This is a genomic window from Lewinella cohaerens DSM 23179, from assembly GCF_000379805.1.
Lineage (GTDB): Bacteria > Bacteroidota > Bacteroidia > Chitinophagales > Saprospiraceae > Lewinella > Lewinella cohaerens.
The window spans coordinates 203,117-215,327 of record NZ_KB903609.1 but is presented as its reverse complement, the minus strand read 5'-3'; the positions used below and the strand labels follow the sequence as shown (position 1 = coordinate 215,327).

General features: G+C 43.3%; 9 protein-coding genes and 1 tRNA gene. 5 read left to right on the top strand and 5 right to left on the bottom strand.

The window, feature by feature from the left end:
* The first annotated feature begins 16 nt into the window (after positions 1–16).
* The 3 genes from A3EU_RS0127765 to lptE all read left to right on the top strand — a co-directional run bounded on the left by A3EU_RS0127765 (position 17) and on the right by lptE (position 1,899).
* On the top strand, positions 17–775 hold the full coding sequence (locus A3EU_RS0127765) for a hypothetical protein (RefSeq protein ID WP_020539455.1): 759 nt from the start codon (positions 17–19) through the stop codon (positions 773–775).
* 14 nt (positions 776–789) lie between these two features.
* On the top strand, positions 790–1,215 hold the full coding sequence (locus A3EU_RS0127760) for a hypothetical protein (protein ID WP_020539454.1): 426 nt from the start codon (positions 790–792) through the stop codon (positions 1,213–1,215).
* Positions 1,216–1,389: 174 nt separating this feature from the next.
* Positions 1,390–1,899 carry an LPS assembly lipoprotein LptE gene (lptE, locus tag A3EU_RS0127755; protein ID WP_020539453.1) on the top strand — a complete coding sequence of 170 codons (510 nt, stop codon included), beginning with the start codon at positions 1,390–1,392 and terminating at the stop codon, positions 1,897–1,899.
* A gap of 41 nt (positions 1,900–1,940) precedes the next feature.
* Here the strand turns inward: lptE and A3EU_RS0127750 are convergent.
* Positions 1,941–2,014, bottom strand: a tRNA-His gene (locus A3EU_RS0127750).
* 125 nt (positions 2,015–2,139) lie between these two features.
* On the opposite strand from A3EU_RS0127750, the gene A3EU_RS0127745 reads away from it, so the two are divergent.
* Entirely contained in the window at positions 2,140–2,898 is a 759-nt protein-coding gene (locus tag A3EU_RS0127745; RefSeq protein WP_156825929.1) for a hypothetical protein, read from the top strand.
* A 70-nt stretch (positions 2,899–2,968) separates the two neighbouring features.
* On the opposite strand, the gene A3EU_RS0127740 is transcribed toward A3EU_RS0127745, so the two are convergent.
* The 4 genes from A3EU_RS0127740 to A3EU_RS0127725 all read right to left on the bottom strand — a co-directional run bounded on the left by A3EU_RS0127740 (position 2,969) and on the right by A3EU_RS0127725 (position 8,830).
* Entirely contained in the window at positions 2,969–3,760 is a 792-nt protein-coding gene (locus A3EU_RS0127740) for a Rossmann-like and DUF2520 domain-containing protein (RefSeq protein WP_020539451.1), read from the bottom strand.
* A gap of 22 nt (positions 3,761–3,782) precedes the next feature.
* Positions 3,783–6,644: a cytochrome c biogenesis protein CcsA gene (ccsA, locus tag A3EU_RS32165; protein ID WP_245569409.1), complete on the bottom strand. Its 2,862-nt coding sequence runs from the start codon at positions 6,642–6,644 to the stop codon at positions 3,783–3,785.
* A 42-nt stretch (positions 6,645–6,686) separates the two neighbouring features.
* A complete protein-coding gene (locus tag A3EU_RS0127730) occupies positions 6,687–7,082 on the bottom strand; it encodes a cytochrome c maturation protein CcmE domain-containing protein (RefSeq protein WP_020539449.1) in 396 nt (131 codons plus the stop codon).
* 206 nt (positions 7,083–7,288) lie between these two features.
* Positions 7,289–8,830 carry a cryptochrome/photolyase family protein gene (locus A3EU_RS0127725; RefSeq protein WP_020539448.1) on the bottom strand — a complete coding sequence of 514 codons (1,542 nt, stop codon included), beginning with the start codon at positions 8,828–8,830 and terminating at the stop codon, positions 7,289–7,291.
* A gap of 432 nt (positions 8,831–9,262) precedes the next feature.
* Here A3EU_RS0127725 and A3EU_RS0127720 point away from each other — a divergent pair, with 432 nt between their 5' ends.
* The gene (locus A3EU_RS0127720; RefSeq protein ID WP_044087246.1) at positions 9,263–12,211 is read left to right on the top strand and encodes an ATP-binding protein; all 2,949 of its coding nucleotides are present in this window, start codon (positions 9,263–9,265) and stop codon (positions 12,209–12,211) included.

Sequence of the window (12,211 nt, the reverse complement as noted above, 5' to 3'; positions counted from 1 at the left end):
TGGCAAAAAAAAGCGAATGAAGTATTTTTCTTACGTGGTTTGCCTTGTTTTGGCACTGGCCACATCTGGTTGTTTTGAAATGTTGGAAGACGTTTATCTTAACAATGACGGCACCGGCAAGTATCAGATAACCATCGACATGAGCGGCATGCTCAATGACCCTTTTATGGGAGAAATGATGAAGCAGGGTATGAAAGAGGAAACAGGCAGGGAAGTGCTTGAAATTGATTCCCTCATTTCTTTTTCTGATATGCAAGAAGGCGGTCTGCCTGCTACCTTAACGGACAAAGACCGTGCAATTCTTGACCGTACAGAGATGCGGATGAAGATGAGTGAATCAGAGAAGGTGGGGAAATTTGTCATCACCTTTCCTTTCCAGTCAATGAGTGAACTGAATGACTTCCAGAAAACCTTTTCTAAGTTAAACGAAGAAGGTGGTGAGCAAGGCGGTATGAGTGGCCTGATGGGCGGCGGTGCTATGGCCAATAGTAGCTCTACCTGGGACTTGTCCGGGCGTACCCTAAACAGGGTGGTAGACGCTGGTGATGCAGCAGGAATGCTCGGCGACATGGATGAGGAAACCATCGGTATGATGAAGATGATGATGGCTGATGCTTCTTTCACTACGACTTACCATCTACCGGGTAGAGTGAAGAAGACTACCATTGAGAATGCAGAAGTTGATGGTAAAACCGTTGTCGTTTCCTACAAATTTCTGGACATTCTGGAAGATCAACCGGATACAGGGGGAAGCATTAAGTTCAAGAAGAACTAAAAAACACCAAGGTTATGATTGATAAAATAGTCAAAACCCTGCAAGATGCCAGCGGTACCATCAGGGAACAGGCCAATAACCTGGGTACTGGAGCAAAAGAAAAGACTTACAGCCTGATTGAAGACTGGTTGCAGGTATTTCCTCAATTGGAAATCTATGGTCTTAAAGTCGAAAGTTTTGCGCTTGGTGTTGCGCTGAGTCCTTCTTTGGAAGTAGATTTAAAAGGTGCTCACGCAGATTTTTCTACTGAGCGCCTGGAAGAACTCTTGGCTAAGGAAGGCAACAGTGCTGCATTGCGTACTGTTTTGTCAACCATCAAAACGACTTACAGCTTGCATCGCCGTATTTATGCGGATATTCAGGAGCCTCTGATTGTTAAAATCAGAGTCAAAATTTCTCCTGAAGTCAAAGTGTTTATCGGCGAGCCTTTGATACAATAAGCAGGATGTAAAAAGAGTCATCCCGGATTTTGGTCTGAACCAGAATTCGGGATTGCTTTTATTATGCATGCTCAGATGCGCATCTCGCACCACCAAGACTCAACTTGTTTTTGCACAATGTCAAAGGTTGTTTTAACAAAGAATTTATAGAACCTAATCTGCGTTATCTCTTATATGAAAAAGTATTTTTTCCTCTTATTGGTATTTTTGAGCTTGCATTGCTGGCAATGCGGCAATAATGGTTACTCTTTTCGCGGAATCAGTATCCCCGCAGATGTGACCACCTATTACGTGGGGCAGTTTAAGAACAATGCCCTGAATGCACCTCCTACTTTGGCTATTGAAACCTCTGAAGCATTGAAAGAGAAGATTCGACGTGAAAGTAGATTGATCTTGAATGAAACTACACCTGATGTAGAGTTTCAGGGTTCAATTGTGGATTTTCGGGTTTCTGCCGAAGCGCCCCAACCTGGAGAAAGCAGCGCTATCAACCGGCTGACTATCGTTACCGCCGTAGAGTATATTAGTAATAAAAACGAGGAGGACGGTTTTAAGAAAAACTTTTCTTTCTTTTTCGATTTCCCATCCACCACAGAATTGGCCAGTGTGCAAACCCAGGCTATTGAAGATATTCTGGCGCAATTAACAGAAGATATCTTCAATGCGGCATTCACCAATTGGTAAATAAAAAAAGCCGACTCCAAAAGGAATCGGCTTTATGAGAGGGTGAATAACCGGATTTGAACCGGCGACCTCTGGAATCACAATCCAGCGCTCTAACCAACTGAGCTATACTCACCATGTTAATTTGCTTATCTTTAAGCAAAATTTCCAGCGTTTTGGAAACCCTTACTTTCAAAGCGATGCAAAGATAATTTTTGTTCCTAAAAATGTCAATTTTTTTAAGCAATTTCAGTAAAAAATATGCAAAATAATTTCCTACTCCTGCTAGTCTGCTGTTTATTAATGGGTTGTGGCCCCAAAGAAACAGATTTGGAAGCAGCTAAAAAGGCGTGGTCTCAAGTACAATTGAATTGTGAGTCGCTAAGTGACGATGAAGACTTGCCTCGCTATGCTGTTTATGCTATGTTGCAAGAGAATAAGGTAAAGCTTGCAGAAGTAAGTGCTTGTGATACTATTTTGCCAGAAGCTTATGCTGACAAAGGAATACCTTCCACAGCTATTACGGCAGTAGGAGGCTTTTGGGCGGGCTATGAGGAGTACATTTATGCTATTATTGAAGAAGAACAGTTGCGCTTGTTTATTGGAGGAATAGGAGAAGAAGGGGATCATGACAAGCCTCAGTACACCCCTCTGGCTAACTATGACCATGATCGGTTTAAGCTCTTGCGACCTTTGCATCCTGCTGACCTGGCCGGGTATTATATGCACCAGGGGGCAGATACCAGTTACGTCCTCTTTCTAGGGTTGAAAGGGCCGAACCTCGTAAGTAAACTATTCGCTACTGCCGACCCGATGCCCGCTCAGAAGGTATTACAGCGGGCCTTGCCTGAATTTGCGGCCAGCCCCGATTTGGATTTTAACTGCAACCTTAATGGACTCGATTTTCTCTCCGGCCTTGGGAATGGCCATATTTATTGGCAGCCGGACTCTGCATCTGTTACGTTCCATCAGTTTATGGGGCGGGACGAAACGGTAGTTTTTGAGCTGATGACGTATTAGGAACAGCACAAGTTGAGTCAGCTTTTTAAGAAATGACAGCCCAACTTATTTGTGCGCAATACTTAGAAGGTCATTTTTTACCCAAATCCTTGATTATCCCTGCACTAAGTTGCTTGTACAGCGTTGCCCACCGTGGATGGCCCTTTAGCATACTTAAGTGGCGATCAATTGTAGCAGTATCATTTCTAATAGCAGGACCAGTCTGAGCGACGGGAGGAGCTAAGTCATCTAGCTTTGCGATGGTTTCCTTGAGTAAAGGCTGTAGTAAGGTCGCAGGTAAGTGATTTTCCTGGGCAATCTCCTGTCCGATATACTGTAGATAATTGGTGAAGTTATTGACGAATACCGCAGCCAAGTGCAACTGAGCTCGCTGTACATCACCTACGGAGTAGACATTTTTCACCAATGTTTTTGCAAGTGATGCTACACGTTGATAATCTACTTCCTGAGCAGTATAAAGACACAAGGGTACTTTCGTAAAATCCAGCTCTCGCTCTCTAGAGAAGGTCTGAAGAGGGTAGAAAACACCATAATGCTCAAAGTAAGGAGCAAGTACATCAGCAGGCGTTGCCCCAGAGGCATGCATCACCAACGAGGTAGAGGCAATATACTTCTGTAGCGCGGAAGCCGTCTCTTCGATGGCTCCATCTGGAACAAGTAATAAATACAAATCTGCGTCAACAGGAACCTCTGCTAGCTTTGCAGAAGCAGGGCAGTTTAATTCTTTTCCCAGCACTTCGGCTTTTGCAGCGGTACGACTGTAGACAAAACTGATGTTGTGTCCACAAGCCATAAAACGATGCCCCATGTGCCAGGCTACATTGCCAGCCCCAATCAATACGATATGATGATTTTCTGACAAATTTATTGTTTAGGGATGAGGGTTAGGCCAGTGTGCGTATACGGTGATACATACTGATCGTTAGGCCAAACATCATCAATGAAGCTCCAAGCCAGAAATAGTTGATTCCCGGAAACTCGATAGCTTGTAGGGCTACCCAGTCGGTGCGGAATGAGCGTGTGGCGACGGAAAAAGACGCTTTGGGTGCTCTAGGTGCTTGGTGAGCCATAAATATAGTAGCCTTTCCATCTTTTGGGTTAATAGACACAAAGCGAGCATGTAAGCCTATTTCGGTCGCTTCATCCTTTAAGTTAAGGGGTTTACTATTCCTAATAAGGAAAACTGGTTCGATGTCGGCTGTTTTTCCGTCAGTAGTGGTCGCATTCAGCATAGCTGCAACTGCAATATCTCCTTCTTGTTTTTCGTAGCTAGGCAGGGTGACATCTTTGTTGAACCCTTGAAACTTTACCTTTATGTCACCAACCGTTACTTCATCTCCCTGCGAAATGACATACTCTTGGTAGTCGAGTTCTGCTTCCGCAGTATAGACGAGGTCAAAAACCTCTTCATTAAGCTTGACTCGTGTATTGAGAGGGTTGATCTGATCGGGGAAACTGTATAAAACCTGACCTCGCAGTACCAAGACAGGTTTGGCAATAAAGCTGGTATCTTTTTCCGAACTGGTTACCTTAATCCAGGCACTGATAGCGATATCCCCTGTTTCCGGAATATAGTCTTTGTGCTGGGCATTACGTTGAATATCAAGCACCTCCAAATCAAAAGATCGCACTAGAAAGGTATCCCGGTCCTTAACCGGCACGGTATCCAGGAAGGTGAGTTTTTCTTCAATACCCATTATGTAGGTCTTGTAGTCAAGGCTGTCTTCTTTGGCCTTCTTTTCCGTGATGTCCATCTCTTCCGGAGGCAGGGCAGCAATATGTGTAAAGACATCCCTGTTCCAATACTGCTTGGTACTGGGGTTGGAAGCAGCTACTTTGGTGAATTCTTTGTCGTAGAGGATATTAGGCTCTAATTGGAATTGCTCCACTACCTGGCCGGTTTCGTCTCGGCGTTTATAATCAATATAATAAGTCCGAGTCAGGTAATCAATGCTATCACCGGTAAGGGTCACCTCGTATTCATCCATAATCATGGGAGAATCCTTAATAAGGAGAACCGTATTACGCTTAGCTTCTTCATTGGCTGTCAATCCTTCCATGAGGAAAGGATTGCGGGAAATCACTTTTTGGTTAAGACCACTAAAGAGTACACCAACAATCATTAGCCCGAACCCAATGTGAGAAATGGCTGAACCACCAACTTTTAGGTTGCCACGTAGGAAAGAGATAATGTGATCTACATTGGTCACTACAGCAAACCAGCCACTGAACATCAGCAGTTGGTATTGCCATGCACTTAAGTTAATGGCCAAGGTAGAGAGATAAGTGAATACCATCGCTAGTAGAACACCTATTCCAGTGTGCAGCAGGAATTTTTTCCAATAGGAAGAGAAATTCTTTTCGCGAAAGCGTAAAAATTGACTGAAGCCGGTAAGCAGGCCAATAAAAACACCGATCCAAAGCTGGTACTTGTTGAAGTGTGGAACGGGGTCCGTAATTACCCGACCAACAAAACCTGGATCAAAAAATGTTCGGATTTTATTATAAACCGGCAGAGAAGTAGAAGCCGTAATCAAGACGGCAGAAAACAATAACACCAGGCTACCAATAAACATCCAAAACTCCTTGCTACTTGTCGACTCTTCTTTTTCTGGTGCAGGGATGCCCTTGACTCTGGAGAAGAACAGGTAAGCAGCCAACAGCACATATACTACAATAAAAGTGACAAGCTGCCACTCTAGTCCCATTTCTGTAAATGCGTGTACAGAGGTTTCCCCCAAGACCCCACTACGGGTAAGGAAGGTAGAATAAACAATCATGATAAAACTCAGCGCATAGAAAATGTAAGTAGCGCGAATGCTTTGATCAGTTGTTCTGGCAATAAGGTTGGTGTGAATACCTGCGATAAGCACGATCCATGGCACCAATGACATGTTTTCTACCGGGTCCCATGCCCAGTAACCGCCAAAACTTAGTGCTTCGTAGGCCCATGCGCCACCCATGAGTATTCCTGTACCTAGAATAGCGCCACTGAACAACGCCCACGGCAAGACCGGAGCCAGCCAGCCGCGATGGTCACGAATCCATAAGCCAGCCATTGCAAAAGCAAAGGGTACGACGGTTGACGCAAAACCAAGGAAAAGGGTAGGAGGGTGGATGGTCATCCACCAGTTCTGCAACAAGGGGTTTAGTCCTGTTCCGTCCAGCAGGCTCACGTATTCGGCATTGGCAAAAATGGGTGCTTCCATCACATCCCTGAGTAGCAGCGCGGGATTACTGCCCAGGCGGAAAGCTTCAGGGCCAAAGCCAATATAAATCCCCAGTAGCATAGAGCCAATAATGATCTCTACCGAGGCTATAATGGCCATTACCGGAGATTCCCATTTCTTGGCAGAGAGCATTAGTAAGCCGCCCAATATAACATGCCAGAACATCCATAGCAGGAAGCTTCCTTCTTGTCCTTCCCAAAATGCAGAGAAAATATAACGGAAAGCCAGATCATCGTTGACGTGAGCTTGTACATACTGGTACTCGTAGTAGTTGTTAAGCATCACATAAAACAGCATACCAATAATGGTGAACACTGCTAAGCCATGAATGCCGAAACCGACACGGCCAATTTTTCGCCAGCTATGAGACAATTCAACATCCTCCCGCTTCTGGGTGGCAAAAAAGTAAGCAATACTACTAAGGATAGCAGCACTAAAGGCGATAAATACGGCAGCCTGGCCGATACGGCCAGGCCACAGGTGTTCGCCTATATATTGGATTTCTTCAATCATCATAATTTCCTGCAAATACTGGTGAGCGCGATGCGTTCGTGTTTCTTAACCTTGCTGTTCTTTCAGGTAAATCTCTTCGTCTTTGTATTTCGAAGGGCACTTCATGAGTACATCGGTAGCCACAAAGGCATCTTCTTGCATACGCCCGGTAAGTACTACCTGCTCTGAAAGCTCAAAATCCTGAGGTTTAGGTTGCAAAAGAACGACTTTTTGGGTAGCTCCTTCGTCATCACGGATATAAAATGTAAAAAGATTGGGATCTTCTACGGGATCGTAGATCATCTCCATGTCTTTGGCCAATTGCCCGGCAATTTTCACACGGCTACCAGTTTTCACGGCCTGAGAAATTGTTGCATAAGTACTGAGGTCATCCTGTGCCATTACAAACAAGGAAACAGCAACAGCAATCATGATCCCGGCAATGATATATACCTTTTTCATCTTGAAGGGGTTTTACTTTACAAACAGCACAAAAATAAATCGAACTGACGTTTTTTAAAGAGCTAATGGAGCGCTTTATGTCAAGCGTATTAGCTCTTAAAAAAGCATAGAAAGAGGTTCAATTTATTTTTTGCGCAATAACTTGTGGTACAAAGGTACAGTAAGCTGTGAGATGTTGGGTAAGCTTGTTGTCAAAAAACAGCAGACTATAAAGTTTCTATATTTCTCTTTACCCAGTCGGCTTTTTTTAGAATTGCCTCTTTTTGTTCACTTTCGTAACGATCCCAGGTGCGGTAAGCCATGCCAATACGGGGATTCTTCTCTAGCCGAGAACGATGACGATCCATGAAATCCCAGTATAAACTATTGAACGGGCAAGCATTTTCTCCAAGTTTTTCTTTGTGATTGTAGGCGCAGCCCTTGCAATAATCACTCATCTTGTTCATATAATTAGCACTGGCTACGTAGGGCTTGGTGGCCAGCAGCCCTCCGTCGGCGTATTGACTCATGCCACGGGTATTGGTGATTTCTACCCACTGGATGGCGTCAATATAAATTCCTAGATACCAGGCATCGACTTCGTCGGGATGTACGCCCAATAAGAGGGCAAAATTGCCAGTGATCATAAGTCGTTGAATATGATGAGCATAGGCTTGTTCGAGCGACTGGTTAATGGCATGACTCAGGCATTTCATTTTTGTGTCTCCCGTCCAATACCATGCAGGAAGTTTAGCCTCGTGCTGGAAATAATTCTTCTCTGCGTAGGCTGGCATCTGTGCCCAGTAAACGCCACGCATGTATTCGCGCCAGCCAATAATCTGCCGCAAGAAGCCCTCAATTTGTGCAATGTCTATCTCTTCCTGGTGTTGCTGCCAATAGCTGATAGCTGTCTCGCACACCTCCAAAGGGGAGAGTATCTTGGTATTTAGTACAAAAGAAAGTTTTGAATGAAAAAGCAAATAATGTCGATCCGTCATGGCGTCTTGGTAGGTGCCAAAATGAGCAAGGCGATGCTGGCAGAAATGATCGAGTAAGTGGAGTGCTTCGTCTCTTGTCAGCGGCCAATCGAAGTCCGTGGCCTGCATACTGCCGATGGTCTTTACTTTTTCCTTTCGTAACAATGCTGCAATTTCGCTAGCATCACGACTAAAGGAAGGTACTTCAGGTAAGGGAACGTCTTTGGGAAGTCGGTTACGGTTGCTCTTGTCGTAATTCCACTGGCCGGTAAGGGGTGTCACGCCATCTCCCTCCATGAGGAATTGGTACTTGGTTCTGACCTTACGGTAGAAGGTCTCCATCAGATAGGTCTTCTTGTTTTTGAAGAGTTCTTCTACAAAAGAGCGCTCAACGAGAAAGTGTTCGGAATCTACACATTCACAATTAATGTCCAAGGTTGCGCAGCAATTTTTTAGTGCTTCGTCGAGCCGGTATTCATCAGGAGCCTGGTAGGAAAAAGTAGTGAAATTACCATCCGCAAGCACCTTTTCTATATTGGCTGTAATGGACTTTGCATTTTCAGGATCATCAAGTTTTAAGTAGTGTACTCGGTGCCCTTGTTCTTTTAGGGAGCTAGCAAATGCCCGCATTGCCAGAAAGAATCCGGTTATTTTTTGAATGTGGTGTTTTACATAGTCGGTTTCCGACCTGGATTCACATAAAAGGTAGATGACATCGTCGCTAGGCTGTTTAAACCAAGAATGTTGTGTGTTTAGTTGATCACCAAGAATAAGACGTAAAGTACTAGGCATAGGAATGAAATTTGCGCTAGTGTAACAGTAGTTTTTTCAACAGGTTTTCACAAAAGCATTAGCATTGTCAATTTTGTCCAGCTTTTTGAGAGAATAGTGCTAATGTTTTGGGCTAAGGAATACGACCTTTAACGTAATAAGATGTTTTTTTAGTCAAAAGTGAAATCACGAAAATTCTAGATTTTACTTGGGCAGAAGAATAAGCTCTTTTTTAGCTCTAAAAGCAAAAATATTAAAGAAGGAACGGTCAGGCGCCTAAAACCTGTTCAATCACGACCACTAAAAGCACCATTATGTTACGCATCAGTTGAGTAACATATAACTGTTAACCTGCAAAATTAGCGTTCTGACCGCCTTCCTTCTTTCTTTTGGGAATTCTGCATGCTTTATTTTCCTTACCTTGTCGATAGACACAAGTCTGGGTAAGAGAAAATGCACACAGTTTTTAATAGAGAAACCCCGTTGCCACCAGTGTTAGGAGCCTGGCAGCAACAGTTAAAGCGTAGTGTATTCCTGTTGACAGGGATACTCTTTCTGTTTTATTCCTCCCTACAAGCTAATTCCGCGATACTTGAACTTAAAGATGGTAAATCAACAACGATTCCTTCTTCGCAGCTTTATTATGCGCCAGATTTACTAGAAGGGGAATATTCTCCCGAAGTACTTGAGATGGCAGATTTTATTCCTCTTCCTCAGGAGGAAGGCTTTTTAGAAGCCGAAAGGAATTATTGGTTTCACCTTCAAATAAAAAACGATCTTCCTAATGCTTACGAGCAAGTCGAGTGGGTTCTTAAATTTCCTTTGCTATTAACGGATGTTTCTTATTTAGCGATAGACGAAGATGGTATCATTCAAAAGGGTAAAACAGGCTTTTTTACCCGAGTATCTGAACGTACTTTTTATCCTAGCTTAAAGGGGAATTTTGCAAAGCTGCACCTCCCAGCCCAGCAGGAAGTCGATGTCTATTTATTATTGCGTAGTGACCGCAAACTCATGGCTCCTGTTTATGATATACAAGTTACAAGTACAGCTGTGTTTTTTGATCAGCTAAAGCAGAAGAAGTTATTTAATGGTATGTTTTTTGGCTTCATCTTTCTGATCTTGCTATATAATTTATTTCTCTTCTTCCTCGCTCGTGATGAGGCATTTATATTTTACTCCCTTTATTTATTAGCGCTATCCGTTTTTACGGTATATAACAGTGGTGATCTTGCTGACTGGTTAATGGAGAGCCTTTTTCCCAATCAGCCGCAACTGATTTATACGTTTAAGCTGAGCGTCTATTTTATAGTCATTGGCTACCTGACTTTCTTGCGCTCTTTTCTTGATCTTAGCAAGTTATTGCCTGCATGGGATCGGTTTTTCAGGTGGTTTAGCTATCTGGCTTATGTATTCTTGCTATTGGATGGAGTGGTCATGCTGGTCACTACTTTTAATTACGATATCGCTGATGCGGTTGGGGTAACCTATCTGATCTCGTTCTTGTTTTTATTAAGCTTCTTTTTGTGGGTTTTAATGAAAACAGATGACCCTAAACGGTATTTCATCATTGCTGGGGTAATTGCTATGGGAGTTGGGATTACGTTGACTTTGATTGATCGGATGAGGACAATTGAATTTTCTACCCTCGCTTATAAGATCGGGACGATTATCGAAGTCGTTATTTTTTCATTAGGCTTGGTTTATCGGCAAAAGCAAGCGGTACAGCAAAAGCAAGAGGCCCAATTTGCGCTCGAAAAAGCGACAATTCTACGAGAGCAGCAGGAGAGAGAAACGGTGCGATTGGCAGAGTTACATGCCGCTAAAGAATGGTTTTTCACGAACATTACTCACGAGCTGCGAACACCACTGACGGTTATTCTTGGAATAGCAGATCACTTGAAAAACTTGTTAAGCACGACACCGTTTCCGGATACTCAACAAGAGGACTGGGAAAGTAGCGTCAGCCTTATTGATCGTAATAGTAGCCATTTGCTTCGGCAGGTTAATCAGTTGCTGGAACTTGCAAAATTGGAGGCTGGTGCGGTAGAACTGCAATTGATAAAAGACGACATTATAGCCTACTTGGGCTACCTCATGGAGTCTTTTTATTCCCTCGCTAAGGAGCGGAACATAAAGCTATCCTTTAAAGCGAGTGTTTCTCAATTAATTATCCCTTTTGATGAGTTGAAGCTACAGCAGGTAATCTATAACCTTTTGTCTAATGCCATTAAATTTAGCGACGAAGGAGGCGAAGTAACCCTTGTGGTAGAGGTTACGAAAAATGATGATCAGCCCTTTTTGTCTATAGAGGTTGTTGATGCAGGAATGGGGATTCCAGAGAAAGACTTGAAAAGCTTGTTTGACCCTTTTTATCAGGCTGGTAATCGGGATGTCTCAATGCTGGGCACAGGGATTGGGTTGGCCTTGACGCAGCAATTAGTTACCCTTATGTCAGGTACTATTAATGTGAGTAGTAGGGTAGGGGAAGGCAGTTGTTTCTCCATATTGCTGCCATTTTCAGAGGAGTCTTCTGTAGCGCAGAGAGGAGCATTAGAAAAGCAAGCCTATGTAAACGAGCCTGTTTCTGCTGGCATGCAACCTTTAAAAGAGGCGGTTACAGATAGTGACCTGCCATTGTTGTTGATTGTTGAAGACAATAACGATGTAGTTACTTACTTAGAAAAAATTCTAAGGTCAAATTATCAAATTCGGGTTGCAAATAATGGACGTGTTGGCGTAACAGAAGCGATTAAGCATTTACCTGATCTGATTATCAGCGATGTCATGATGCCTGAATTGGATGGCTATGGACTCTGCGAAGCTATAAAGTCTGACTACAGGACTTCTCATATTCCTATTGTTTTGCTGACCGCCCGTGCCAGTGAAAAGGACAAACTTGTAGGTTTGACTTATGGTGCAGATGCCTATTTGGTTAAACCCTTCAATCGGGAAGAATTGCTGTTGCGATTGAAAAATTTACATGGACTAAAGCAGAAATTACAAGAGCATTATAGATTGGTAAGTCAATCGGATGCGCTAGCTCAAGCGGAGACAACGGATGGATTGAATAGTCGAGAATTAATTTTTCTCAAAGAATTGAAGACTAAAGTAATTGAACGACTTAGTGATGAGACACTATCTGCAAATACACTGGCAGAAGCCATGTTGTTGAGTTCTTCTCAATTTTATCGTAAACTAAAAGCCCTGACGGGACAGACCCCCACTCAATATATTCGAGATCTTCGCATCTCAAAAGCACAGGTTTTACTTAAAGAATCGATGTTGCCAATCGCAGAAATTGCCTATCAAACCGGATTCACCGATCCCAACTACTTTTCACGTACTTTTCATCAATATTCAGGTAAGTCTCCTCGGGAGTATCGAAAAGAAGAAGAGTAA

Excerpts from the sequence above, each read along its gene's own strand:
- A3EU_RS0127765 (WP_020539455.1), top strand. The coding sequence starts at position 17 with ATGAAGTATTTTTCTTACGTGGTTTGCCTTGTTTTGGCACTGGCCACA.
- A3EU_RS0127760 (WP_020539454.1), top strand. The coding sequence starts at position 790 with ATGATTGATAAAATAGTCAAAACCCTGCAAGATGCCAGCGGTACCATC.
- lptE (WP_020539453.1), top strand. The coding sequence starts at position 1,390 with ATGAAAAAGTATTTTTTCCTCTTATTGGTATTTTTGAGCTTGCATTGC.
- A3EU_RS0127745 (WP_156825929.1), top strand. The coding sequence starts at position 2,140 with ATGCAAAATAATTTCCTACTCCTGCTAGTCTGCTGTTTATTAATGGGT.
- ccsA (WP_245569409.1), bottom strand. The coding sequence starts at position 6,644 with ATGATGATTGAAGAAATCCAATATATAGGCGAACACCTGTGGCCTGGC.
- A3EU_RS0127730 (WP_020539449.1), bottom strand. The coding sequence starts at position 7,082 with ATGAAAAAGGTATATATCATTGCCGGGATCATGATTGCTGTTGCTGTT.
- A3EU_RS0127725 (WP_020539448.1), bottom strand. The coding sequence starts at position 8,830 with ATGCCTAGTACTTTACGTCTTATTCTTGGTGATCAACTAAACACACAA.
- A3EU_RS0127720 (WP_044087246.1), top strand. The coding sequence starts at position 9,263 with ATGCACACAGTTTTTAATAGAGAAACCCCGTTGCCACCAGTGTTAGGA.